23 protein-coding genes are annotated in these 25,825 nt (G+C 59.1%); 11 read left to right on the forward strand and 12 right to left on the reverse strand.

What is annotated here, in order from left to right; all coding sequences use genetic code 11:
• Window positions 1–5: 5 nt before the first annotated feature.
• From BM152_RS04130 to BM152_RS04150, 5 genes are all read right to left on the reverse strand, one after another.
• Window positions 6–1,289 (reverse strand): TRAP transporter large permease, encoded by a 1,284-nt coding sequence (locus tag BM152_RS04130; RefSeq protein WP_066607828.1) that lies wholly within the window; start codon window positions 1,287–1,289, stop codon window positions 6–8.
• Window positions 1,286–1,783 (reverse strand): TRAP transporter small permease, encoded by a 498-nt coding sequence (locus tag BM152_RS04135; RefSeq protein ID WP_066607831.1) that lies wholly within the window; start codon window positions 1,781–1,783, stop codon window positions 1,286–1,288. The genes BM152_RS04130 and BM152_RS04135 overlap by 4 nt, the downstream gene beginning before the upstream one ends.
• A gap of 68 nt (window positions 1,784–1,851) precedes the next feature.
• Window positions 1,852–2,862 (reverse strand): TRAP transporter substrate-binding protein, encoded by a 1,011-nt coding sequence (locus tag BM152_RS04140; protein ID WP_066607834.1) that lies wholly within the window; start codon window positions 2,860–2,862, stop codon window positions 1,852–1,854.
• A 128-nt stretch (window positions 2,863–2,990) separates the two neighbouring features.
• Entirely contained in the window at window positions 2,991–3,908 is a 918-nt protein-coding gene (locus BM152_RS04145) for a helix-turn-helix domain-containing protein (RefSeq protein WP_066607838.1), read from the reverse strand.
• 157 nt (window positions 3,909–4,065) lie between these two features.
• Window positions 4,066–4,722 carry a GntR family transcriptional regulator gene (locus BM152_RS04150; RefSeq protein WP_066607840.1) on the reverse strand — a complete coding sequence of 219 codons (657 nt, stop codon included), beginning with the start codon at window positions 4,720–4,722 and terminating at the stop codon, window positions 4,066–4,068.
• Between the two features lie 212 nt (window positions 4,723–4,934).
• On the opposite strand from BM152_RS04150, the gene BM152_RS04155 reads away from it, so the two are divergent.
• From BM152_RS04155 to BM152_RS04180, 6 genes are all read left to right on the forward strand, one after another.
• A complete protein-coding gene (locus BM152_RS04155; RefSeq protein WP_066607842.1) occupies window positions 4,935–6,194 on the forward strand; it encodes a malonyl-CoA decarboxylase in 1,260 nt (419 codons plus the stop codon).
• A gap of 3 nt (window positions 6,195–6,197) precedes the next feature.
• Complete coding sequence (locus tag BM152_RS04160) at window positions 6,198–7,712, forward strand: malonate--CoA ligase (protein ID WP_066607844.1); 1,515 nt, start codon at window positions 6,198–6,200, stop codon at window positions 7,710–7,712.
• A gap of 197 nt (window positions 7,713–7,909) precedes the next feature.
• Complete coding sequence (locus BM152_RS04165; RefSeq protein ID WP_066607846.1) at window positions 7,910–8,176, forward strand: hypothetical protein; 267 nt, start codon at window positions 7,910–7,912, stop codon at window positions 8,174–8,176.
• The gene (locus BM152_RS04170) at window positions 8,106–9,074 is read left to right on the forward strand and encodes a DUF3500 domain-containing protein (RefSeq protein ID WP_197418801.1); all 969 of its coding nucleotides are present in this window, start codon (window positions 8,106–8,108) and stop codon (window positions 9,072–9,074) included. Before BM152_RS04165 ends, BM152_RS04170 begins: the two co-directional genes overlap by 71 nt.
• Window positions 9,071–9,637 (forward strand): hypothetical protein, encoded by a 567-nt coding sequence (locus tag BM152_RS04175; protein WP_139222467.1) that lies wholly within the window; start codon window positions 9,071–9,073, stop codon window positions 9,635–9,637. Before BM152_RS04170 ends, BM152_RS04175 begins: the two co-directional genes overlap by 4 nt.
• 238 nt (window positions 9,638–9,875) lie before the next feature.
• A complete protein-coding gene (locus tag BM152_RS04180) occupies window positions 9,876–10,973 on the forward strand; it encodes a TRAP transporter substrate-binding protein (protein WP_066607854.1) in 1,098 nt (365 codons plus the stop codon).
• 104 nt (window positions 10,974–11,077) lie between these two features.
• Here BM152_RS04180 and BM152_RS04185 read toward each other — a convergent pair whose 3' ends face one another.
• The 3 genes from BM152_RS04185 to BM152_RS04195 form a co-directional block, all read right to left on the reverse strand.
• Window positions 11,078–11,509, reverse strand: a complete 432-nt coding sequence (locus BM152_RS04185) for a hypothetical protein (protein WP_066607856.1) — start codon at window positions 11,507–11,509, stop codon at window positions 11,078–11,080.
• A gap of 129 nt (window positions 11,510–11,638) precedes the next feature.
• Entirely contained in the window at window positions 11,639–12,286 is a 648-nt protein-coding gene (locus BM152_RS04190; RefSeq protein WP_082715450.1) for a response regulator transcription factor, read from the reverse strand.
• Entirely contained in the window at window positions 12,283–13,707 is a 1,425-nt protein-coding gene (locus BM152_RS04195; protein WP_066607859.1) for a cache domain-containing protein, read from the reverse strand. Before BM152_RS04195 ends, BM152_RS04190 begins: the two co-directional genes overlap by 4 nt.
• Window positions 13,708–14,048: 341 nt before the next feature.
• On the opposite strand from BM152_RS04195, the gene BM152_RS04200 reads away from it, so the two are divergent.
• The 4 genes from BM152_RS04200 to BM152_RS04215 all read left to right on the forward strand — a co-directional run bounded on the left by BM152_RS04200 (window position 14,049) and on the right by BM152_RS04215 (window position 19,229).
• The gene (locus tag BM152_RS04200) at window positions 14,049–15,146 is read left to right on the forward strand and encodes a TRAP transporter substrate-binding protein (protein WP_066607862.1); all 1,098 of its coding nucleotides are present in this window, start codon (window positions 14,049–14,051) and stop codon (window positions 15,144–15,146) included.
• Between the two features lie 172 nt (window positions 15,147–15,318).
• Complete coding sequence (locus tag BM152_RS04205) at window positions 15,319–16,248, forward strand: TRAP transporter small permease subunit (protein WP_066608155.1); 930 nt, start codon at window positions 15,319–15,321, stop codon at window positions 16,246–16,248.
• Window positions 16,249–16,269: 21 nt separating this feature from the next.
• Window positions 16,270–18,624, forward strand: a complete 2,355-nt coding sequence (locus BM152_RS04210; RefSeq protein ID WP_066607865.1) for a TRAP transporter large permease — start codon at window positions 16,270–16,272, stop codon at window positions 18,622–18,624.
• A 146-nt stretch (window positions 18,625–18,770) separates the two neighbouring features.
• Window positions 18,771–19,229: a hypothetical protein gene (locus BM152_RS04215; RefSeq protein ID WP_066607866.1), complete on the forward strand. Its 459-nt coding sequence runs from the start codon at window positions 18,771–18,773 to the stop codon at window positions 19,227–19,229.
• Between the two features lie 104 nt (window positions 19,230–19,333).
• Here BM152_RS04215 and BM152_RS04220 read toward each other — a convergent pair whose 3' ends face one another.
• The 4 genes from BM152_RS04220 to pepT form a co-directional block, all read right to left on the reverse strand.
• Window positions 19,334–20,182, reverse strand: coding sequence for an arginyltransferase (locus BM152_RS04220; RefSeq protein WP_066607869.1), 849 nt, complete (start codon window positions 20,180–20,182; stop codon window positions 19,334–19,336).
• A gap of 154 nt (window positions 20,183–20,336) precedes the next feature.
• Window positions 20,337–20,804, reverse strand: coding sequence for an RDD family protein (locus BM152_RS04225; RefSeq protein ID WP_231730575.1), 468 nt, complete (start codon window positions 20,802–20,804; stop codon window positions 20,337–20,339).
• A gap of 60 nt (window positions 20,805–20,864) precedes the next feature.
• A complete protein-coding gene (locus tag BM152_RS04230; RefSeq protein ID WP_066607875.1) occupies window positions 20,865–21,353 on the reverse strand; it encodes a DUF2852 domain-containing protein in 489 nt (162 codons plus the stop codon).
• Window positions 21,354–21,619: 266 nt separating this feature from the next.
• Window positions 21,620–22,885, reverse strand: coding sequence for a peptidase T (gene pepT / locus BM152_RS04235; protein ID WP_066607881.1), 1,266 nt, complete (start codon window positions 22,883–22,885; stop codon window positions 21,620–21,622).
• Window positions 22,886–23,041: 156 nt separating this feature from the next.
• Between pepT and BM152_RS04240 the strand changes: the two genes are divergently transcribed.
• Window positions 23,042–25,822, forward strand: a complete 2,781-nt coding sequence (locus BM152_RS04240; RefSeq protein WP_066607882.1) for a [protein-PII] uridylyltransferase family protein — start codon at window positions 23,042–23,044, stop codon at window positions 25,820–25,822.
• Window positions 25,823–25,825: the final 3 nt, after the last annotated feature.

Raw genomic sequence — 25,825 nt, forward strand, 5'->3', positions numbered from 1 at the left:
GCCTTTCAGCCGTAGATGAGCTTGGGGACAAAGAGCGAGATTTCAGGCACGTATGTGACGAGCAACAGGACGATCAGGTTGACGATCACAAAGGGCCAGACACCCGCGATGATTTTGGTGACAGGTTTGTTCAGGGTCGAGGAGGCCACAAAGATATCAAGTCCGAAGGGCGGGGTGATCATCCCCAGACAGACGTTCAGTGTGACCAACATCCCGAAATGCACCGGATCGATGCCAAAGCTCATCGCCACCGGATAGAGCGGCGGGACAAGGATCAGGAGCGTCGAGTTCGGATCAATGAACATGCCTGCGATAAAGAAACAGATGTTCACTGCTATGAGGAAGGTGATCATACCTGCGTCTGCGGCGTCGAGAAAGGAAATGATCCCTGCGGGCACCTGTGCCAGCGTGACGAAAAAGGAGATCAATCCGCCGATGGCCAGCAGGACAAAGATGATCGAGGTGTTGATCGCGCTGTCTTCTGTAATCTTGGCCAGACCTTTGAGATCAAGCGCACGGAACACGAACATTTCGACCAGAATGGCATAGACCACGCTGACGGCGGCGGCTTCTGTGGGGGTGATGATGCCGGAATAGATGCCGCCGAGAATGATGACCGGCATCCCGAGCGCCCATTTTGCGTCCCAGATGGTTTTGAACCGTTCGGACCAAGGCATACGCGGCATGGGTTTGACGCCGTCGCGGATGGCTTGCAGCACCACATAGACAGAGAAAGCAATGCCCAGAACGACACCGATCCCGAGACCGCCGGCAAAGAGTTTCGCAATCGAGGTGCCTGTGATCCAGCCATAGACGATCAAGGTGATCGAAGGCGGGATGAGTAGGGCGGTTTCCGCCGAAGAGACCAGAAGGCCGAGGCTGAATTTCTCGGAATAGCCGACTTTGCGCAGTTCCGGATAGACCATCCGCCCCATCGCCGCGACCGTTGCCGGGGCCGAGCCGGAGACCGAGCCGAAAGCCATGCTGCCGCCGACCACCACATGCCCCATGCCGCCGCGTGTATGGCCGACAAGAGCCTTGACGACATTGATCAACTGGCGCGCGATCTGGCCGGAGCCCATGAGGTTTGCGGCAAAGATGAAGAACGGGATGGCCAGAAGGGTCGAGTGGTCAATGCCGCCGACGATCTTCTGGACGACCGCTGCATCGGGCAACCGTTCGTAGAACATTTCCTTATAGGCCAGCGCCGGAACGCCGAGGACAAGCAGCATCTCGAAACCCGCCACAAGAAGCAGCACGGCGAGACAAAGAATGAGTGCAAAAATCATTCTGCGGACTCCTCGGTTTGAAAGCGGTCAATGATGTTGAAAAAACTCAAGCCATAACGCAGGGCGAGCAGAAGAAAGCCGATGACGGGCGCGAGATAGATATAGCCCATCTGGACGCCCAAGGTCGGGGAGCGCTGGCCGCTTTTGAGGACGAATTGCACCAGATCGAGCGCGAGCCATGCCACATAGAGGCTAAAACAGACCCCGATGGCATCAACCGTTTTCAACAGCGCGCGCAGCACCGGTGCAGGCAGGCGTTCGCGCAGGTTTGTGATGCCCACATGTTTGCCACGCTCCAGCGCCAGTCCAAGCGCAAGAAACACCAGAAACAGGTTCATCATCCGCACGGCTTCTTCGATCCAGGCAAAGCGGCTGGCAAAAGAACCGCCGATCTCGCGGGTGATCACAGAGCCGGTGTAGAGCAGAACCATCGTCAGAAAGAGCGTAACGAGGAGGCTGCGCTCAACGGTCCTGAGAACATGGAGGGCTTTCATGGGACATCCTTCGGAATAGGAAAGGCGGGCCATTGTCGAACAGCCCGCCGGAACAGTGTGAGGCCAGCTTATTTCAAAGCGTCATAAGCGGCTGTGTATGTGTCCAGAAGCGCCTGACCCGCGTCGCCGGTTTTGGCAACATAGGCGGCGGAGGCCGGTGCGAACATCACGTCACGGAACTTGGCGCGTTCTTCTTCGTCCGCGATGCGCACATTGGTGCCGGACTCTTTGACGGTTTCGAGCGCAGCTTCGACAGCGGCGGCTTTATGCGCGGTCAGCTCGGGGATGACTTCGGCAAAAGCGTCTTTGATCACTGTCTGGTATTCGCCCGGCAGGCTGTCCCAGAACATCGGGTTGAAGAGGATCACATCCTCCATCGCGCCGTGATCGGACACCACGAGATAGTTCTGCACCTCGTAGAATTTCATCGCCTTGATGGTGTCGAGCGGGTTTTCCTCGCCGTCGACAACGCCGGTTTGCAAGGAGGTGTAAAGCTCGCCAAAGGGCAGGGCGATGGCCGAGGCTCCCAGAGCGTTGAACTGTTCGATCAAGATCGAGCTGTCCATGACGCGGAATTTCTGACCGGCAAAGTCCTCAAGCGAGTCGAGCGGCTCGTTGGAGGTGAACTGTTTCTTGCCGTTGGGCCACAGGTCGATGGCGACCATGCCCTTGTCGGAGAAACTGTCGAGCAGCGCCTGACCGAACGGCCCGTCGCGCAGTTCTGCGGCGGCATCGGCGTCTTCGGGGATCAGGTAGGGAATGTCGAGAATGGACACCAGCGGGTTGAAACCGCCAAGGAAAGCGGCAGGGGCGACTGTGGCCTCAAGCGTGCCGAGTTGCACGCCTTCGTTCATCTGGCGCTGGTTGCCAAGCTGGCCTTGGGGGAAAATCTGGAATTCCACATCGCCGTCCGTGCGTTCGGCAACAAGCTCTGCGACTTTTTCGAGGTGGATGTGACGGCTTTGCTGCGTGCTTTCGAGGTGGCCGATCTTGGCCACATATTCTTGCGCAAGCGCAGGGGCGGCGAGCGTAAGGCTGGCCAGCAGGACGGAGGAGAGAAGAGGTGTGGTTCGCGACATGGAACGCTCCCGGTTGTTTCTTTGTATGAGCCTACCCTCCCGATCAGCTCGGGGAGGTCAATACAAAAAGTCTAAAAAATGAGACGAATCTTGGTTTCGCCTAGGTGTTGCGCAAGTCTGCACATTATTTAATCACCCGCTTGCGGCGATTTGATACCGTCTCGTGCGATGAGGTTTTCGATATGTTCGGCGGCCTCCCGACCTTTGAGGGATGTCGCCCAGAGTCGTTCAGCGATGCCTTCGTGAAGTTCGAGGGCTTCTGGCGCCGAGGTGATCATACCGACGCCAACACGAATATTCGGATCGTGCCCCAAACGGAAGGGGCTGATGGTCAAAACGGACCGTCCGGCCTTGCGCACGATCTGGAAGGAGGTGGAGGGGATGGGCTCCCGCGCTACGCCGATCTGCACGCCAATGTCGGGATTGCGCAGCATGTCGACGATGTGGCGCACCTCTTCCAGTGCCATATGACGGCGCAAATCCCGAGTGCAGGTGTCGAGATCAGCCGAGCCTTGCAGCCCTTCGCGCAGAAATTTCCGGATGTCCGCATCCGAGATGATTGAGGCGAGAAGAGGGCGTGCCTGTTTGAATTTCTGCTTTCTGGCTTTGATAACAGACAGAATTCCGGCGATATTTTCACCGTTCTCGTCTTGCGTGGACTCACGGAGCACATCGTGAAGCACCTGATCGTATCGCTCGGTCGTCACCAGATAGGAGATCGGACTGAATAGGCCGATGATCTGGTCGCAATCGTCTTCGATCTGGCGCATCCGCTCAAAGAAGCTCAGGGCGTTGTCGACATACTCGATGCCGACTCCCAGAAGGCTGGGCAGGGAAATTTGAAGCTCGTCTGCAATGGCGGTGAGCATGTCGATTTTGGCGATTCCGCCCTTTTCGGCGCGGTAAAGCGCAGCTCGCGAGATATTGAGTCGTGCGGCCAGCTCCTCCGGCGTGAGGTTGCGCCCGAGCCGGTATGCCTTCAGGCGTGCGCCGATGTCTTTGAAGGTGCTTTCAGTATGTTCCACGGTGCGGTCTTGGAAATCCATGTGATCGTTGAAAGCCGGCCTGCGTGGTGAGCTATGGGTCGGCTTGTATCAATATTGAGACAATCACGGATTTCTCTCGCCCGCAATCCCTATTCCGGTGCGGCGGTCCGACGCGAGGTCTGCGCGGGCTGTCACTGTCGTGGGTTTGGGGGGCAGATCAGCCGCTGCGGCGTTTCAGGTTGGACATCAGGCTGTGGAATTTCTCGCCCTGAATGGCCACATGGTTTCGCAGCGCGGTGACGGCCTCCTCCGGCTTGCCTTGCTCAAGGGCGTCAACAATCGCTTTGTGTTCGGCCATGGATTGCGCCATTCGCCCGCGCAGCTTCAACTGTTGCCGCCGGAACGGCTTGAGACGCCGGTGTAGGGCCTGCGCTTCGGAGGCAAGGAAACTGTTGCCGGATTGTTTGTAGATGATGTGGTGAAACCGTTCGTTTTCCGCGTAATAGCTGTCTATGTCTTGTCGATCGACGGCAGCCTGACAGTTCATGTTGGCCTCTTGCAACTCCGTCAGCGCCTGATCCGAGATGCGCATAGCCGCGAGACGGCCACAGACAGCTTCCAACTCGGCCATGACCTCGAACATTTCCAGAAGCTCGACTGGGCCGGGCTGGCTGACAAAAGCTCCGCGTCGCGGCACGAGCGTCACAAGACCGGACCGCGCAAGCCGCTGCAACGCCTCGCGCAGGGGTGTTCGGGATACGCCGAATTCCGTGGCCAGACGCACCTCGTCCAACCTGTCTCCATCGGGATAGGTGCCGTTGAAAATTCTCTCTTCCAACTCTTCTGCGATGATATCCGAGCGCCGTGTGTCCATAGTTTCCGAAATAGCACGAGGTGTTTGTGGGAACAAGATTACAACTCTTGTATACAAAAATATTGACTGAAAAAACATAACGCGCCTAGGCTGAGGCCGATCCCGAGGTGCCTCGGGGTCGATTCTAGGGAGGATAAAATGAAATCTATGCTCTGCCGCGTGACGGCGAAGTGCGCCACATGGCTTCCCGACTTGGTTATGGGAGCAGCAATATGACGATATTGGCAGAGCTTTTGTCGACGGTGTTCGAGCGACGCTATCGGCGGGAGTCTTCGAAACTGAAACTGGATGGCCGTCCGCTGATCGAACTGGCCACGGCGCTTGTCGGTACGGCGGGGGAGACCTCCGGTCTGGCCTTGGCGCGGGAAATCCTGTCGCGGTTTGCCGAGTTGGAGGATCAGGAAAAACTCGCCTTCTTCCATGACATTGCGACGACGATGGACATTGATCCGGAGCTTGTGCGCACCACTTTGGAAGACTACGAGCGCGATCATTCCAAGGCGAGTTATCGGGCGTTCTCCGAGGCGGTGGAGCCTGCGCGGCAGGAGTTGATCCGGCGGCTCAATCAGGTGCCCGGTGCGACAGGGGCGCTGGTCAAGATGCGCGCGGACCTGTTGCGGCTTGGCGGGAAGGAGGCGGAGCTTCAGGCGCTTGATCTGGATTTCCGGCACCTGTTTGCCTCGTGGTTCAACCGCGGCTTTCTTGTGCTGCGCCCGATCAACTGGGAAAGTCCGGCGCATATCCTCGAAAAAATCATCGCCTATGAGGCAGTGCATGCCATCGACAGCTGGACCGATCTGCGCGGGCGGCTGGAGCCTGCGGACCGGCGCTGTTTCGCGTTTTTCCATCCGGCCATGCCCGACGAGCCGCTGATCTTTGTGGAAGTGGCGCTGACCCAAGGCATTCCCGGCTCGGTGCAGGCGCTTCTGGCGGAGGATCGGGAGACCCTTGCGCCGGAGGAGGCCGACACGGCGGTGTTCTATTCGATTTCCAACTGTCAGGCGGGGTTGGCCAGTATTTCATTCGGAAACTCCCTGATCAAACAGGTGGCCGCCGATCTCTCTGCCGAACTGTCCGGATTGCGCACCTTTGTCACCCTGTCGCCCATCCCCGGCCTGATGCGTTGGCTGGAGCAGGAAGGGATGAGCCGCGAGGGCAAGGATGCCGAACAGATGAAAGCATTGGCTGCTTATTACCTATTGAACGCCAAATCCCGTGGCGGACTGCCCTATGATCCGGTGGCGCGGTTCCATTTGGGCAACGGTGCCAAGATCCACGCCGTCCATGCCGATGCCGACACCTCTGAAAAGGGGATGGCTCAATCAGGCGGAACGATGGTGAACTATCTCTATGACCTCCAACGGGTCGCACAAAATCACGAAAATTTTGCCAATACGCGCGCAGTCATCGCAACGGCCGAGGTCAAAGCCTTGGCCGGACCTGTCGCGCTGCCCAAAACTGAAGAAAGGTAATCTATGGCAAATCCTCTTTATGACCGTTTGTTCGGTGTCCATGCCGGAAAATCCACGCCGTTTCTCAAACTTCCTGACGGGGAGGTGATGACGCATCAGGCATTCCTCGGGACCGGTGCGCAGCTTGCCCATGTAATGACGGGGCTGGGCTTGCAGCCCGGAGATCGTGTGGCGGTGCAGGTTGAGAAATCCGCCGAAGCTCTGGCGCTCTACGCCGCTTGTGTTCAGGCTGGTCTTGTCTTTTTGCCGCTCAACACCGCCTATACCGTCGATGAATTGCGCTATTTCATCGAAAATAGCGGGGCCTCCCTGATCGTGTGCAGCGATAAGAGCAAGGATCAGATGGTCGCGGTGGGCGAGAGCCTTGGCGCCAAGGTGGAGACCCTCAACGGCGATGGCAGCGGCAATTTGATGGCACAGGCCAAGGCCATGCCGGACACATTTCCCACCGTGGCGCGTGAGGCTGATGATCTGGCGGCGTTTCTCTACACCTCCGGCACAACCGGACGGTCGAAAGGCGCGATGCTGACGCAGAACAACCTGCTGTCCAATGCCGAGACCTTGGTTAAGGAATGGCGGTTTACGAGCGACGATGTGTTGTTGCACGCCTTGCCGATTTTCCACACGCACGGGTTGTTTGTGGCTACGAATATCATTCTGGCCTCGGGCAGCAGCATGATTTTCCTGCCGAAATTCGATCTGGACGAGATCATCGCCTATCTGCCGGAAGCCACCACGATGATGGGGGTGCCGACGTTTTACACCCGTCTGCTCGATGACGCGCGGTTCACAAAAGATCTGGCCTCACACATGCGGTTGTTCGTCTCCGGTTCTGCGCCCTTGCTGGCCGAAACCCATGTCCAGTTCGAAGAGCGGACCGGCCACCGGATTCTGGAACGCTACGGCATGACCGAAACCAATATGAACACCTCCAACCCCTATGACGGCGAGCGCCGTGCGGGCACGGTGGGCTTTCCGCTGCCGGGGGTGGAGTTGAAAGTCACCGATCCCGACAGCGGCAAGACCCTGCCCGATGGAGAGGTAGGACAGATCGAGGTGCGCGGCCCGAATGTGTTTAAGGGCTATTGGCAAATGCCGGAAAAGACCGCCGCCGAACTGCGTGAGGACGGGTTCTTTATCACCGGCGATCTCGGCAAAATCGATGAGGATGGCTACGTTCATATCGTCGGGCGTAACAAGGACCTGATTATTTCCGGCGGCTACAATATCTACCCCAAGGAAATCGAACTGGTGCTCGACGAGCAACCGGGGGTGGTGGAAAGCGCCGTGATCGGCGTGCCGCATCCGGATTTCGGGGAGACCGTCGTCGGCGTGCTCGTGCCGCAAAAAGACCGCGCGCCGGATTTCGACGCGATCATGGAAGCCGTGGGGCAGTCCTTGGCCCGTTTCAAACACCCGCGCAAACTGGTCCTGCTGGATGAGTTGCCGCGCAATACGATGGGGAAGGTGCAAAAGAACATCCTGCGTGAGCAATATAAGGATCTGTTCGCTTCTTGATGGTCTGAAACGGTGGCGGGCGCGGATCATTCTGTGCCCGTCATGCCATCAGGCGATGCTTGCGCGGGCTCTGTTGTTTTCCGCATCCCCATGCGAGCGTCAGGAGCAAGTTCGAGGTGGCCTTTCGGGCGCTTTATGTTGTCTGGGCGGGGCAAGTTGATTAGCGTAGCGTCAACAATCTTACAAGGAGCGCGCCGATGGGCAAATCCAGTTTTCTTCTCGCCGGTGTGATCGCAGCTGTTGCGATTGCCGGTGCCGTTGATATTGCTCGGGCGCAGCCCGCAGGGCCACCTCCCGGCGGAGGCGAGCCGCATGAAAATGACCCGCGTTTGATGGAGGAAAACATCAATATCGGTGCGGTCGAACTGCCCGACTCAGCCGAGACTTGCGGTGATGAGCCGGGATTTGCGCGGTTCGCGGTTGTTGTGCCTGAGCGAATTGCTCAAAGCAGATGTTTCCGATGATATTCTTGAACTTATGGAGCAGCCTTATTCCGTAGAAACAGCCCAGAAGTGGAGCAACCTGCCCGCAGGGGGTTATCCGGATCGTCCGGGTGTGCTTTTGGGGGAGTTTTCGGAGGAACAGCTCGGCCTTGTCAAAGCGATCCTGATGGAGGCGGGGAGTCTGCGTGAGAACGAAGGCTATGACGAGATCGAACAGAATCTCAATCTGGATGATTTCATTTATACCGTGGCCACGGATCAGGCCGGATATTCGTCTTCGAATTTCTATTTCGCTTTTCTCGGAACGCCAGCCGAGTCAGGGACTTGGGAATTGTATTGCGGCGGGCACCACTTTGCCTTTGCCAATACCTATACCGATGGAGTTCTGGTTGGGGCCACACCGTCTTTTCGCGGGGTCGAACCGTTTCGTCCTGTCGAGTTTAATGACCGCCTGAACCTGCCGATGGCGCAGGAACGTGACGCGTTCGCACGCCTGTTGCAATCGCTGACAGAGGAGCAGCGCGAGGCTGCTTTGCTTGAAGGTACCTACCGCGATATTCTCGCAGGACCGCAGGCCGATGATGCGATCCCCGAAGAAAAAGAGGGATTGAGCGTTTCGGAACTGAGTGACGAGCAAGTCTACCTGTTGATTGCCGCGCTGGAGACCTATGTGGGCGACATCAATGATGCAGGGGCCGCAGCTTATATGGAGAAATACGAGGCCGAATTTGCCGACACCTATCTGGGATTTTCCGGCACGACCGATCTCGACAGTGAAGATGATTATGTGCGTCTGCATGGCCCGTCGCTCTGGCTGGAGTTCTCGATGCAGTCCAACAAATCTACGGGTGAAGAGGGCAATCATCCACATTCTGTATGGCGTGACCAGCAGGATGATTACGGTGGCAACACCCTATGAGGCTGAGAACATGTATGCGCGCGGTCTGTCTGGCCGTGTCGCTGATGTTGGGAGGGGCAGGGGCCGTGTTGGCGCATGCCTTGCCCGGTAGCGTCCTGACATTTTCGTACAAAGACGAAAGCCTGCGTCTCGTCATCTCCTTTCCACTCGAAGATCTGATGGTGGCCTCGTCAGAGTTTGCGACGTGGGAGGATGCTTTGGTGAACGAAGATCTGGCACCGGCGCAACTCGCACAGATCAAGGGGTATTTGGCGCAGCATGTCGCCATTACCCATGCGGGAGAGGCCCTGCCGTTGGTGTTGACAGATGCGGTTTTGCGCTATGATCAGAACGCAGATGTCGGTCTCTACGTGCGTCTTGTCGCGACGATGACATCACCGCTCGCTCAGGGGGAGCCGGTCTTTCCGCTTGTGCTGACCTATGATGCACTGATGCATGAAATTCGTAGCCACCGTGCTGATGTCTATTGGCAGGACAGCGCAGGCATGGACAAATACTTGGCGAATTTCGGGTTCGGGCGGGTTGACGGACAGCCGCGCTCTATCGAATTGCTTGCGCCGTAAAGTGAAGGGGGTGAAGGCGGAATTACTTCTGGTGGGCGTGCGCTGTGTGTTGAGACGATGAGGCCGTCGCCCCTCATTTTGCCCTCTATGAGCAAAAAAGTTGCGTCCCCTCCGCATCTGCGCGCAATTTTGGCGCAAATTTGCATGTGTTTCCCCCTTCAATCTTCCGGAGGCCATCACTATGGTGCGCGCGATTTGGTGAGGGGGAACCCCTCGCGCACATTTGGAGGATACTCATATGGATCGCCGTTCTTTTCTGAAAACTTCCGCGCTCGGTGGCGCCTCTGCTGCGGCCGCGTCCACGCTGGCCGCGCCGATGTATGCGCAAGGCAAGCGCACCCTGACGATGGTCTGCTCCTGGCCGCGCGGTCTTGCAGGGGTCTGGGAAGCTGTTGAACGTTTCGTGGACAGTGTCCAGACCATGTCCGACGGCCAACTCACCATCGAGGCCCGCGCTGCAGGCGAACTGGTTGGCGGTCTTGAAGTGTTTGACGCTGTGACCTCCGGTCAGGCCGATATCTACCACTCTGCAGAATACTATTTTACCGGCCAGCACCCCGCGATGGCGTTTTTCACCACCTCTCCCTTCGGCATGACCGCGCCGGAAATGATGGTTTGGTATTACGGTATGGGCGGGCAAAAGCTGCACCGCGATCTGGGCGAAATCTTCGGATTGCGCGCCAACATCGGCGGCCAGACCGGCGCGCAGGGTGGCGGCTGGTTCCGTAAGGAAATCACCTCTGTCTCCGACTTCCAGGGCCTCAAGCTGCGGATGCCGGGCTTGGGCGGCGAAGTGGTCGGCAAACTGGGCGCATCGGTTCAGGTGATGCCGGCGGGTGACATCTATCAGGCGCTCTCCTCGGGCGCTTTGGACGGGACGGAATGGGTCGGCCCGTGGTCGGACGAACGTCTGGGCCTGCAAGAGGTCTGTGACTATTTCTATCCGGCCGGTTTCCACGAGCCGGGTTCGGCCCTGTCGGTCAACACCAACCTCGAAGTGTTCCAGTCGCTGACACCGGCACAACAGCGGATTATCGACAATGCCGCTGCCGAATGTAACCAGTTCGACTACGCGCTGTTCCTCGCCAACAACGGTCCTGCGCTTCAACGCCTGATCTCGGGCGGCACGCAGATCAAGCAATTCCCTGACGATGTCTGGGAAGCTTTGGGCCGCGCTTCCAAAGAGGTTCTGGATCAATATATGGACGACGATCTCTTTGTCGAAATCCGCACCTCTGTTGAAGAGTCGATGAAAGCCACATCGGCATGGATGGGTCAGTCCGACACGTTCTACAGCACCCAGCGCAACCGCGTTCTGGAGAAAATGGAAGGCTGATCTTTCCTGATCGGTGAGAAATTAGAGACGCGCGGGGGAGCCATCCCTTGCGCGTTTTTGTTTGGATCGAGCAGGCGCGCCCATTGCGGTCTCGCGCGGTGGGGTCAGAGTGTGGGGCCGGCGATGAGATGTGTGATCTTGCCCTCAAATAGCAAGACACTGATCTGAGCGACACATCCGTTTGTGCGCCACCTGAACGGGAACTTTCGGGGCAGGCAAAAGACCAGACCCCGATCGGCCCGATAGCTGTCTGCACCTGTGCCAAAGGACGGCCCGTCCACCGAAACCCTGCGCAAGAGAGACCATGAATGTCTTTCAAACCAGTCAATTACCTCGTCTTCCTTACAGCCCACCCCATGTAGGGCGTCGCCGGAGCGGTCCGAGTTCAGGTGGATATATTGCTCTGTGTCTTCGAGTGCCCATGACAGTTCCGACAAGGTGTCGGCGCAGGGTGTTGGCTCCGCTGCGAGAGATATCACAGGGCCAATCAGGAGAACGCCGGACAACAGGACTGGGAGGCTTTTAATGGCGGGCATAGTGGCGGGCTTGGAGATCATGCTTCAGGTTTAGCCGGATTTATGGCTTCGCGCTATGACTATTGCCTGATGAGTATTGCCTGCGCGCAACGGGCGGTCAGGAAGCTCGCTTTTTTTTGGGGGGGGCTTTTAGAACCGTCCTGTGCCCTGCAAAACCCCGTGTTCCAAGGCATAGCGCGTCAGTCCGGCGGTGGAGGAAATCCCCAGCTTGCGCTTGATGTTCTTGCGGTGGGTCTCGACCGTGCGCACGGAGATGTCGAGGGTGGCGGCGACTTCCTTGTTCGATTTGCCCTGCGCCAGTTCCAGCAGGATCGTCTGTTCGCGCTCTGTCAAAGGTTCCCGCCCGTCGCGGATTTTCGGCCCCATTGCGGCCTGCGCACCGGTGCAGAGGAATTTCTCGCCGCGCATCACCGCCTCGATCGCCTCTTTCACATCCTCGGTCGGCACGTCTTTGAGCACATAGCCCATCGCTCCGTGCGACAGCGCGGCTCCGATATATTCGGGGCTGTCGTGCATGGACAGGATCAGGATGCGGGTTTCTGGGCGGCGCTCCAGCAGCAGTTCTGTCGCTGTCAGCCCACCCATACAAGGCATGTTCAAATCCAGCAGCACAACGTCCGGCGCCAGCGTGTCGATCTGGTCCACCGCCTCGCGCCCGTTGCTCAGCGTGCCCACCACGTCGATATCCTCGAAACTTTCCAGCAACGCACGGATGCCCTCGGCCACCAACGGATGATCGTCCACGATCAGAACGCGGGTTCGGGTCATGTCATTCATCGGGCGTTTCCTATGTGGGAGCGGGGGCGGTTGGAGCCTGCGGGAGGCAGGATATGCTTCAACGGCACGGTGGCGTCAATGGCCGTGCCGGGGGAGAGATGTGTGATGGTCAATGTGCCGTCGAGCTGTTCCATCCGCTCGGCCATATTGCGCAGCCCGATGCCACGACCGGTCTTGCTGGTCTCGGAAGGGTCGAAACCTTGCCCGTTGTCACTGACCAGAAGCGTTGCGCCTGTGCGGTGGCCGGCGAGTTTGATGGAGACCTCGGTGGCCTCGGCGTGGCGTTCGATATTGGTGAGAGCCTCTTGTGCGATGCGAAACAGGGCGATCCGTGCCTCTTCGTCGAGCCGGTTGCGAAAGACGACGGTTTCCAGCCCTGTCTTGATCCCTGTGCGTTTCTCGAATTCTTCGGCCAGAGCCTGAAGCGCGGGGCCAAGACCCAGATCGTCCAATACACCGGGGCGCAGGTCGCGGGAGATGCGGCGCACCTCGGTGAGTGCACCGCCCAGCATGTCGAAACTGCGGTCGAGACTGGCCGGAGCTTTCGGATCGCCCGCCTTCAACTGCCGCCGCGCCAGTTCCATCGCATAGCGCACACCGACAAGGATCTGGCTGATCCCGTCATGCAATTCACGCGCGACGCGGCCTCGCTCTTCTTCTTGCGTGTCGAAAATGCGCTGGGTCAGTTCCTTGAGCTTGGCATCTGCGAGACGGCGCTCGCGGATCGTGATCGAGACACCTGTCATAAAGACCAGAAGCACAGCGGCCATGGTGATCGCACCGATATAGCCGAAGGTCCGGCGCACACGGGCGTTGACCTCGGCGCGGGCGGCTGCAACAGAGGTCAGCACATCGTCAATGAACACCCCTGTGCCGATGGCCCATTGCCAGTCCTGCAAACCGATCACATAGCTGATCATGCGGGCCTCCTCGCCGGTGGAGGGTTTGGGCCAGAGAAATTCGTGATAGCCGCCGCCCTGACGGGCCAACCGGATCAACTCGTCGACCACGGGCGTGCCTTCGCTGTCGGTGCGTCCCGCCCAGTTGCGGGTGATCAGTTCGGTCTGACGCGGGGCGACGAGGTTGGTTCCTTGATAGTCATAGACAAAGAAATAGCCCTCGCTCCCGTAGGTCATGGCGGCCAGAGTCTGTGTCACCTTGGTCTTGGCCACTTCGTCATCGGGCGGGGCGGGGTTGTAATCGGCGCTGATTGAGGTGCGCGCCAGTTGCAGGTAGTTTTGCAACTCCTGCTTTTTGGCGCTGATCAACTGGGCTTCGAGATCGGCGATCTCGCGTTCCGACATGGTTTTCGACTGATGCGCCACGACAAAGGCAATCGCCGCGACAGAGAGGATCAGCGGCAGAGTGGCGAGCAAATAGAGTTTGCGCGCATAGGTCATCTCGGGCAGCAGCCGCGTCATGTCGAGGGTCCGGTCTTTGGGTCGAATGCAGGATAGCGGCGTTCCGCAGCGGGTCAATCGGAGGTTTGCATTCGCAATATGGTAGGAAAGTTACCAATTTTCATCAGAAAAAGTTACAAAATGAGGCCTCTGCGTAATGTTGGGTATTTCCTCGCGCCTTTGTGACCGCTAACCTCTTTGAACGATCCGGCCCGCATGTGGCCCGTCAGATGATCTGCCCGTTTCTGGTGCGAAGGCGAGAGGACCTTTGCGCCGCTGCTTGAAAGGGGGGAAGGGGCTGACTGGTGTCGCGTGGGTCGGGGTTAAAATTCGCCATAGACTATTTTGGGAGGAAACCATCTATGGATCGTCGTTCTTTTTTGAAAACATCCGCTCTGGGCGGGGCATCTGCTGCCGCTGCGTCCACTCTGGCCGCGCCGGTATATGCACAGGGCAAGCGCACGCTGACTATGGTCACCACATGGCCGCGCGGACTTGCGGGCGTCTGGGATTCCGTTGAACGCTTTGCCGCCAATGTCGGCGCGCTCACCGACGGGCAGCTGACCGTCGAGCCGAAAGCCGCAGGCGAGCTTGTTGGCGGGTTGGAAGTCTTTGACGCCGTGACCGCCGGTCAGGCCGATATGTATCACGGCTGCGAATATTACTTCACCGGTCAACACCCTGCGCTGGCGTATTTCACCACCGTGCCCTTCGGCATGACCGCGCCGGAAATGATGGTGTGGTATTATTCCATGGGCGGTATGGAGCTTCACCACAAGCTGGGCGAAATCTTCGGCCTCAAGGGCTTTATCGCCGGTCAGACCGGTGGTCAGGGCGGGGGCTGGTTCCGCAAGGAAATGAAGTCGCCTTCCGATTTCCAGGGTCTGAAATTCCGTATGCCGGGGCTTGGCGGGGAAACCGTGTCCAAACTCGGCGCTTCCGTGCAGGTGCTTCCGGGTGGCGAGATTTATCAAGCCCTGTCTTCCGGCGCGCTGGACGGCACCGAATGGATCGGCCCGTGGTCGGACGAGAAGCTCGGCCTGCAAGAGGTCTGTGACTACTACTATCCGGCGGGCTTCCACGAACCGGGTGCCGCGCTTTGTGTCACCACCAACCTCGAAGTGTTCGAAGGTCTGACCCCGACACAGCAGAAGGCCATCGAGATTGCCGCTGGCGAATGCCATCAGCACAACTACGCACTGTTTGTCGCCAACAACGGTCCGGCGCTGCAACGCCTGATTCAAGGCGGCACTCAGCTCAAGGAATTCTCCGACGACATCTGGACCGCCTTCGGGACCGCCGCGAAGGAAGTGCTCGACGGCTATATGGATGATGAGATTTTCGCGGAGATCCGCACCTCTTACGAGGCAGCGATGTCTGCGACCTCCGGCTGGATGGGGCGCTCTGACGGTAAATATACGCCGCAGCGTGACCGTGTGATCGCGGCCCAGTCGGAATGATGCCCTGAAAGGCTTGAAAAATAGGAAATGCGCGCGGTTTTCGCGCGCATTTTCGTCCTTTTCGCGTTGTCGTCCGTGTTTCAGAAGCGTAAAGCAACGCCATTACACACATAGAATAACATGACACTGGGAACGGGCCGCGCGGATGCGGGCCGGGAAGGGGACAGACGAGATGGAAGAACAGGCCGGTACGTCTTTTCTGGGACTTGTGGTGGACGCGGTGGTGAGCCTCGTTGTCAACCTCGGTCTCGGGTTCTGGCACATCATTTATGCGCTTACACATCCGGGGCTTTGGCTCGATTGGTCGGATAAGGAAAGCCTTTTGCGCTTTGTTTATTACGGTGGATCAAAAGAGCTTCTGTTCGTCTTTCTGGATGTGGTGATTGTGCTCTCCGTGATCGGCTTTGTCCATCGCCCCTTCCTGTGGGCGCTGGTGCGCGGGCTTGAGAAGATCGCCAATACCACAGGCCGCGTGGCCGCATGGTTCGGCCTTCTGATGGTGCTACAGCAGATCATCGTGGTGTTCTTGCAGTCGATCTTCCGTCAGGGCGAGATTTCGATTTCGCCGTTCGGCGGCGGGTTCACGGAATCTGTCGGCTGGTTCTCCGAAAGCCTCAAATTCGAGAACGCCCTCGTTGTGGCGCTCTGTGTGTCCTACGCCTTTGTGCAAGGCAGCCACGTCCGCGTGGATCTGATCTATGCCGGCGTCAAACATCGCACCAAACGCGCCATCGACATGTTCGGGTCGCTGTTCTTCATGCTGCCTGTCGCGCTTCTGACATGGATGTATGCGTGGTTCTTCCTCTGGCGGCACCTGATCACGCCGAAAGTCTCGGCCTCTGACGCGCTGGACCGGATGCTGATGAAGGCGCGGATCGTGAAATGGAACGTGGAAACCGTGTCCTTTTCCGCCAACGGGTTCAACGGCTATTTCCTGTTCAAAATCCTGATGCTGTGCTTCCTCTCACTGGTGATTTTGCAGGCGCTGGCCTTTTTCTACCGCTCCTTCCTCGAATTCGTCGAGGGTGAAGAGAGTGCAGGTAAATATCTCGACAAAGACACGCTCGGCGAAGGTGAAGAAACCTTTGAAGGCACGTATTAATTCGAGCGAAGGAACAAACACATGCTTTTCGGACTTGATGGCGTAGAAATCGGCCTCATCATCGTATTCCTTTGCCTCTTCGGCGGTATTCTCACGGGCTTTCCGGTGGCGTTTGCCATCGGGGGGGCGGGGCTTATGTCATTTGGCATCATCGCCGCTCTGGACAGCGCGGGCATCCTTGTGCACGAGGCGCTGGATACCGGCTCGCAGGCGTACCGCGATCTTGTGAATTCAGGCGTCAACCCCGCTAATATTTCGCATTTCAGGTATCCCGATCTACCGGTTTATCCCGAAGCCCTCTTCCCCGGAGGATGGGAGCAGGCGGTGGATCGCAACCTGTCCTTTATCGTCAACCGGATGAACGAGCGCGTCTTTGCAGGGGCTTCTATTGAGACGCTTCTGGCAGTGCTGATGTTCGTGATGATGGGGATCGTTCTTGAACGCTCCAAGATCGCCAACGATCTTTTGACGACCATGGCGCGGGTCTTTGGTCCGCTACCCGGTGGTCTGGCCGTGTCCGTGGTGATTGTGGGCGCCTTCCTTGCGGCTTCCACCGGCATTGTCGGGGCGACCGTTGTGACGATGGGGCTGCTGTCCTTGCCGACCATGTTGCGTCACGGCTATTCGCCGCAGCTTGCCACAGGGGTGATCGCGGCGTCGGGCACCTTGGGGCAGATTATTCCGCCTTCCATCGTCATCGTGCTTTTGGGCACGCTGGCGGGCGATCTCTATTCCGCCGCCCAAGAGGCGCGGGCGCAGGCGGTGGGCTGCACTGATGCCTTGACCTATCTTGGCGAACCCGCTGTGGTCTCTGTCGGCACGCTGTTCCAAGCGGCCATGTTGCCGGGGATATTCCTTGCAGGGCTCTATGCACTCTATGCCTTCGGTTACGCCTTGTTCAATCCGTCCAAGGCTCCACCGGTTCATCTGGAACACACCAGCCATTCCACCATCACGCGCCGCGAAGGTGTGTTGTGGTTCATCGCTGTGCCGGTGCTTTTGATCGGTGGCGCGATTGCCTCTGGTCAGGTGGGAATTGCCGGTTCGCAACAGATCGTGGTGTCCGAATTCTCCGAAGCGGGGGCGCGGGCCTCTTTGCGCACTGCGGTGTCGGATCAATGTCAGGCGGCTATGATTGACCTGCACGGTCAGGACGCATGGGACAAGGCCGTGGCAGAACAAGCCGCGATCGAAGCTTCGGGCGGGTCGCAAGGTTCTGTGCAGCGCACGCCGGAAGAGATCGAAGCCCTCACCACCGATGCGGTGACGAACGCGCCGAAACTGGGCAACGGGCTGCTGACGGTTATGGTGCTTCTGTCCCTGATGCTGTCCTTTGGCCGTGGTGTGGCGCCGACCGGTGATCCGCGTCCGCTTCTGATCGGTGCGGCAGGGATCGTGGGTGTGCTGGTTCTGGATGCGCTCTTTGTGGGGCCGCTGACCACTTCGGGCACGGCCTTTGTGATCTACCTGATCCCCTTTGCCGCTCTGGCATACGGGCTGAAAGCCGCTGCGGCAAATCTGGCCAGGAATGAATTGTTCCGTGTGGTCTTCCCGCCCTTGGTTCTGATCGTGGCGGTGCTTGGTTCCATCCTTGGCGGTGTGACCAACCCCACACCGGCGGCAGCACTCGGGGCAGGGGGCGCACTTTTGCTCGCCGCTTACCGCAAGCTGTCGGATCATCACAAGTCGGGCAAGATCATTCTTGGTGCCGCCTTTGCCGTGATCGTTATGATCCTGATCGGGTCGAATTTCGATCTGCGTCTGGGCCGAGGCGATGTGCCGTTCGAGGATTGGGTGGCCTACATCGTTGCGCTTGGGGCCTATTACTACGCCATGTTCGGCATTCTCTATGCCTGCTGGGTGCTGTTCTCCGATGGCACCTTGGGCATCGTGGTGCGGGAAACGGCGAAGGTCACGTCGATGGTCTTCACCATCCTCATCGGGTCGCAGCTTTTGAACCTCGTGGTGATTTCCTTCGGTGGTGAACACTATATCCAGAGCTTCCTGCGCAGCTTTGACAATGAGTTCACCGTCTTCCTTCTGGTGATGCTGGTGCTCTTCATCCTCGGGTTTGTGCTCGATTTCCTCGAGATCATCTACATCGTTGTGCCCATCGTCGGGCCGGTGATTTACGGCGGCACGATGGACCCGAAATGGGTGACGATCATGATTGCAGTGAACCTCCAGACCTCCTTCCTGACACCGCCTTTCGGTTTCGCGCTGTTCTACCTGCGCGGGGTGGCTCCGAAAGAGGTGACGACGGGGCATATCTACAAGGGTATCATTCCCTTTGTGCTCATTCAGATGCTCGGTCTGGGAATTCTCTGGGTCTTCCCCGATATCGTAACGATTGTGCCGAACCTCTTGTCGAACTGACCCGAGGCACATTGAGTGACACGCAAAACCCCGCCGGTTTCGGCGGGGTTTTCTTTTGGCTGCGAAAAACCTCTTGCTTTGCGAAGAAAGTCTTATAAAAATACTAAGGTATTTAGCGCAGTTTCGCGTCCACAAGGAGCCCGATCATGTCTTTCCAATCTGCCCGTGCCCTCGACCAGCTTACCGAAGACGCGTTGGAGGGGGCGCAGCCGGTCGGAAAGCTCTCGCAACTGAGCGAGCAGGGGCGCGTGGTCGTCACGCTCTTTCGCGGCTCGGACGCGCTGCGTCGCTCAAGTGATATGGGCAAGATTTTCGAACAGATGATGATGGTGTTCCGGCGTCACGGGCGGCGACAATTGGTCAGCCACGGGATGAGTTGTGATTGCCTTGGGGCGGACGAGGCGGTGCTGGCGCAATTCGTGCGTCTGGCGGCTCGTGGCAAGCGCGAGGATGCCTGTCTTATGGCGATGCTGATCGTGCGTGCGGATGTGGCCCCTCTGGCGGTGTCTCTGGCCGAACAGATGGGCTTGCTGATCGACGCCACGCTGCGCACCGATCCGCGCGCGATGATGGGCGCGGAGACGGGCAAGAGTGCCGTGCATTAAAGTCATTCTCGAAAAGCTTGAACGCGCGATGTTAGACACGCTGCGCGACGGGCAGCGCCGCTGCGTATCCCATTCGGTGACATGTAAACCTGCCGCGACAAGGCTCAAAACAGCGGCTTGTCCGGTTTTGTGCTCTGCATATCCGGCAGGTCGATCTTGGCCACCTGCTGCGCAATCGGTTCGTTTTCCAGCGGATGACTGTCCGGCGAGAAATCATCGGGATCCTCGACCTCGACCCATTGCCCGTCCTGATAGACCTCAAGCGCCGAGAACCGCGCCTTGTAGCCCATTTTCGGAGACCCCGGCACCCAGTAGCCGAGATAGACATAGGGCAGGCCGGCATCCCGCGCGATCTCGATATGATCAAGGATCACATAGGTGCCGAGGCTGTCCTTGGTCAGCTCCGGTTTGTAAAAGGAATAGACCATCGACACCCCGTCATCGAGAAGGTCTGTGAGACAGGTCGCGGCCAGTTCGCGGGGCGTGCCGTTCTCGCCGGGGATGTAATATTCGATCACACGGGTGCGGATCGGCGTCTCTTCGATCATCGCGGCAAATTCGAACACATCCATATCCGCCATCCCGCCGTCGGCGTGTCGCGTCTCCAAATACTCGCTGAACAGTTCGTATTGCGCTTCCGTGGCCCAAGGCGAGGTGGCCCCGCGTTTGAGGTATTTGTTCTTGTTCATCGCGCGGCGCTGGGATTTCGACGGTTTGAAATCCGCCACTCGGATACGAGCGGAGAGACAGGCGTTGCAGCCCGCACAGGTCGGGCGGTAGAGCACGTTTTGCGAGCGCCGGAACCCCTGTTTCGAGAGGCTGTCATTGAGCGCGATGGCGTTCTCCCCTTGCAGCGACGTGAACAGCTTGCGCTCCATCCGGCCCTCCAGATAGGGGCAGGGTTGCGGGGCCGTCACATAGAATTGCGGCGCGAGGGGGAGGGAATGGCGCATAGGTAAAACTTGGGGTGAATGACAAAATGACGGGTTACGTGTTGAGGAAAAGGTAGCAATTCACAGGCCATTCGCCAAGTGGTTCAAACCGCAAATCTCCGGCTTGCGGCGAAAAAGGGGACTGACGTGCCCCCTTTTGTCTGTGTTTTCGCCATCAGTAGCGCGACGGACGGTTGATCGCGGCTGTGCCGAGGATCCAGTCGGAGAGGCCTTGCCCGCGTGCGGTGGTGGCCATGAGGACGACCGACACGACTTGCAAAAAGCCGGTAGAGCACCAGACGGTGAACAGCGTGGTGTGCAGCACCGCCATGCCAAGATCGAACCGTGCGCCCTTGCGGTCACGGAACTCGATCCCCATCAGGCGCATCCCCCATGTGGCCGATCCATTGGCAATGGTAATGACCCGATAGGCGAAGCTCACCACGGCAACGAGAAACGGGAAAAAGAAAATCCCTGTGAATGCGGTGAAGGGCACAATAAGGGCCGCAATCAGCACGCCTGCGATCAGGTCTATCACAAACGCCAGTGCGCGTTTTGCGGGGACCGAGGCGTAAAAATCGGGCTGGCGGTCGGGGTCGGGCAGGCCCCAGAGATCATCTTGGTCATATATCATGCTGTGCATTCTCGTTTCTCCATGGGAAAGAGGCAAGCCCCGCGTGTGTCGCAGGTCTTGTCTTGAGGCTCAGGCCTCCTCTGTCTTGTCGACATCCGGCGTTTCGACCTCTGCCGTGTTGTGTCCTTCGGCGGCGCGTTTAGCGCGGTCTTCCATGAACTGGTCGAACTCGGCCTTGTCTTTTGCCGCACGCAGACGTTCGAGGAAGGTCTCGAACTGCTCCTGCTCGTCCTGAAGCCGGCGCAGGGTCTCTTCCTTATAGGCATCAAAGGCGGAGTTGCCGGAGGGACGGGCTGCGGCATGGGCGGCATAGGCCCGTGCGCGGTGCATATTGCGACCACGGGGGCCGTGGTGCGGGCGGTGTTTGCAAGCGAACATTCTTTTGCTCCAGATCATATAGGCGAGTAGGGCGAGGCCGACCGGCCAGACAAAGATAAAACCGAGGACCATGACGGCGATCCAGGCACCTTTGCCCTTGTCGTCGAGCCATGTCTCAGCCCGTCGAAGCCAGCCCTGCGCGGACTCGGCGGGCGCGTAAGTGTAGGTGGCGTGGGGCATGGGGTTCCCTTTCGAACTGAATGTTGCGTGTTTCTGTATATGTGAATGCTTTTCACATTAAAGAGATGGGATGCGGTTGCCCGTCTCGCAAGAGGTTATGTGAATTCTTTTTACATTAAGTTAAAAGTCTTTTTTTGCAGTAGTTTATGTGTGTTTATTGATCTTATTTTGGAGTGTTTCAGGAGACAGAAAAGACCGGCCCCTTATGTGAGGAACCGGCCCGCAGGTCAAAATAGCTGTGATCTTGGATGGTTTTCGCCCGCGCTTTAACCGTCCTGTGCCTCCGTTCTGGCGGCAAGGCTGGCCAGTTCCAGACAGAGCTTTGTCGCTACGGCCATGTCCTGCACCGAAATCCATTCCAGCGGCCCGTGGATGTTCTGCATCCCCGTAAACAGGTTCGGCGTGGGCACGCCCATCTCCGTCAGGCGCGAGCCGTCGGTGCCGCCACGGATCGGCACGGACACGGGTTCGATCCCCAGTTTGCGGCAGGCCGTGCGCGCCAGATCGACCGGCGTCATGTCCTTTTCCAGCCAGTAGCGCATGTTGCGATATTGTGGTGTGATCTCGCAGGTGATCTCGGCACGCGGCTCTGTTGCCGCCACGGCGTCACAGACCTTGCGTACGATCTCGCCTTTCTCGGCCAGCCCCTCGCGTTCAAAATCGCGCAGGATCAGCGTGATCTTCATTTCCGAAGACCCGCCGACCATATCGGTGGCGTGGATAAACCCTTCGGTGCCGTCTGTGACTTCTGGCGTCATCACGGATTGGGGCAGGGTCTGGATGATTTTGGAGGCGAGATGGATGGCGTTGACCAGCTTGTCCTTGGCCTGTCCCGGATGGATCGAGACGCCTTTCACGGTGATCTCGGCCCCGTCGGCGGAGAAGGTCTCATAGACAATCTCGCCCACCTCGCCGCCGTCGAATGTATAGGCGAAATCGGCGGCCAGATCTTTGGGCAGAGCCTTGGCCACGCCGCGCCCGATTTCCTCGTCAGGGGTGAAGGCAATGCGGATCGGCCCGTGTTTGATCTCGGGGTTTTGCAGAAGATGTTTTACGGCGGTCATGATGATCGCGACACCGGCCTTGTCATCGCCCCCCAGAAGCGTGGTGCCAGATGCGGTGATGATGTCATGGCCCTGCTTCTCGGCCAGATAGGGATATTCGGCAGGAGAGAGAACAAGTGCCGGATTGTCGGGATAGGTGATGTCGCCGCCGTTATAGCCCTTGATGACCCGCGGTTTGACGCCGGTGGCATTGAATTGCGGAGCGGTGTCCACATGGGCGAGAAAACCTATGGTCGGGCCTTCTGCCGTGGCGGGGATGGTGGCCAGAACCGTGCCGTATTCGGTGAGCTCGACATCCTGCGCACCGATCTCCTTCAACTCCGCCTCCAAGAGCCGCAACATGTCGAACTGACAGGTCGTGCTGGGGGAGGTGGGCGAGTTTGCATCGCTCTGGCTGTCAATCGCCGCATAGCGGACGAGGCGGGTTTCCAATTCCTGATCGAAGCTTTCTTGGTTGTCCTGTGGCATCTGTGATCCTCTTTCTTTGCGCTAAATGGGCGCGTGCTGAGCGCCAGAGTCAAGATGCGCACATGTATGCCCTCTTTGCGTGCGGCGTGCGTGCCGGTTTGGGCTTGCACTTCGGTTGGAAAATCCGCTCTTTTGGGGGCGTTGGAGGATATGCCCATGAGTTTTGACAGTCGCATCACCCGTTGCCCGCGCGCCTATGAACCGGAGCGTGGCGCAGAAGCCCGCGACGCTGTGCCGGATCTGTCTGCTGCGGTGGCCGAGCTGGTCGAAGGGGCGGCAGGCTCTGCGCCCTATCTGCACGGGCTGATCCTCAAGGAGGCCGACTGGCTGCCCGAGGCGCTTGATGATCCCGAGGCGGCGCTGGCGGCGGAAATCGCACGGATCGAGGCGCTGCCCTTTGACCGGATCAACCCCGGTCTGCGTCAGGCCAAGCGCCGCGTCGCGCTTTTGGCCGCGCTATGTGATCTGGGCGGGGTCTGGGGCCTGTTCGAAGTGACGGGTGCTCTGTCCTTGCTCGCGGATCGGGCGACGCATGTCGCGCTCAGGGCCCATGTGGGGCGCGAGATCACCAGAGGCAAAATCCCCGGCCAGACCGAGGCGGATATCGAAAGCTGTGGCGGGGTCTTCGCGCTGGCCATGGGCAAGCACGGGGCAGGGGAGTTGAACTATTCTTCGGATATCGACCTGATCTGTCTGTTCGATGAAAGCCGCTTTGACGGCATTGATCGCATGGAGGCGCGGGCCGGTTTCATTCGGGCTACGCGCAAGGCGATGGCGAGCCTGTCGGACCTCACCGGCGACGGCTATGTGTTCCGCACCGACCTGCGTCTGCGGCCCGATCCTTCGGTCACGCCCGTCTGTTTTGCGATGGAGGCGGCCGAGCGTTATTACGAAAGCGTCGGGCGCACATGGGAACGCGCTGCCTATATCAAGGCCCGCGCCTGTGCGGGAGATATGGAGGCCGGAGAGCGGTTTCTGGAACATCTGACGCCTTTTGTCTGGCGCAAGCACCTTGATTTCAACGCCATCCGCGAAACCCACGATATGCGGTTGAAAATCCGCGCGCATAAGGGGCTGGGCGGGGCGTTGACGCTGGAAGGCCACAATATGAAGCTGGGCTATGGCGGCATTCGGGAGATCGAATTTTTTGCCCAGACCCGACAGTTGATTGCCGGTGGGCGGGACCCGGACCTGCGTCTGCGCGAGACGGTGCCGGCCTTGGGCAAACTGGCCGAAAAGGGCTGGGTCGAGACGGAAGTCGCCGAGACCTTGAGCGCGGATTACATCGCCCATCGGGAGGTGGAGCACCGCCTGCAAATGCTGCGCGATCAACAGACCCACAGCCTGCCGACCGCACCCGAGGAATTCGACCGTCTGGCCGCGCTTATGGGCACGGACACAGAGGCCATGCGTGCAGAGATTGCGCAGCGTTGCGAGCGCGTCAATGCGCTGACCGAGGATTTTTTTGCCCCCGCAGATGCCGCCCCCGCGCCGGAACTGCCCCCCGAACAGGCGGAGATCACCGCGCGTTGGTCCACCTATCCCTGCCTGCGCACCGCCCGCGCACAGGAGATTTTCGGCCGTCTCAAACCGGAGCTTCTGAGCCGCATCCAAAACCTCGATAAACCCACAGAGGCGCTGACCCATCTGGACGGGTTTCTCAAAGGGCTCCCCGCAGGTGTTCAGCTTTTCGCCCTGTTCGAAGCCAATCCGCAGCTGATCGACCTGATCCTCGACATCGTCTCCACCGCGCCGCATCTGGCCCGTCACCTGTCGCGCAATGCGGGGGTTCTGGATGCGGTGATCGGCGGCGGGTTCTTCGCGCCGTGGCCGGGACGCGCGGCTCTGACAGAGGAGCTCGCCACCCATCTCGAAGAGGCGGGTGATTATGAGCGCCAGCTTGATACCTGTCGTCGCTGGGCCAAGGAATGGCACTTCCGCGTCGGCGTCCACCAGTTGCGCGACCTGATCACGGCAGATGAGGCGGGCTCGCAATATTGCGACATCGCCGCCGCTTGTGTCGCTGCCCTCTATCCGCAGGTTGTGGCCGAGTTCTCCCGCAAACACGGCCCGCCGCCGGGGCGTGGCGCGATGGTTCTGGGCATGGGCTCGCTGGGAGCAGCGCGTCTGACAGCGGCGTCGGATCTGGATATGATCGTGATCTATGACGCGGCCGGGGTTGATACGTCCGAAGGGCGGCGGCCTTTGCCATCACGCACATACTATGCGCGGTTCACGCAAGCCCTGATTACCGCCATGACCGCCCAGACCGCTGAAGGGCGTCTCTACGAGGTCGATATGCGTCTGCGTCCCTCGGGCAAACAGGGGCCGGTCGCCACGTCTTTCGAGAGTTTTCAGAGCTATCAGCTGAACGAGGCTTGGGTCTGGGAACATCTTGCGCTCACACGCGGGCAGGCGGTGGCTGGGGACGCGGGGCTGATGGCTGATGTCGAACGTTTCCGCGCCACGCTGATCTCCGGTGTGCAGGACGAAGCCCGCATCCGTCAGGAAACCCGCGAGATGCGCGCCCGTCTGGCGCAGGCGAAACCCGGTGGTCCGTGGGATCCGAAAAACGGTGCGGGGCGGATGATGGACATCGAATTGCTGGCCGAATCCGCGGCCTTGCTGGCGGGCTCTGCCGCGCAGGACATCTATGCCCAGCTTGGCTCAGGTGGCGAGAGCGGCTGGCTGACACGCGATGAGCAGATGCTGTTGACCGAGACCTATCGGCTGATGTGGCGGCTGCAATCGGCGGCGCGGCTTCTCACTGGAGAAAAGCTCGATCCGCAAGCAGTGGGGGCGGGCGGACGGGCATTTTTGCTGCGCTCAAATGGGGCAGTGAGCATGGAAGCACTTTCCGAGGAGTTGCGCCAGCGGGCTGAAAGCGCAGCGCAGGTGATTGCCACCGTGTTGGAGCGCCCCGCACCGACTGCATAGCCG

It is taken from the genome of Celeribacter halophilus, assembly GCF_900114135.1.
GTDB classification, from domain to species: domain Bacteria; phylum Pseudomonadota; class Alphaproteobacteria; order Rhodobacterales; family Rhodobacteraceae; genus Celeribacter; species Celeribacter halophilus.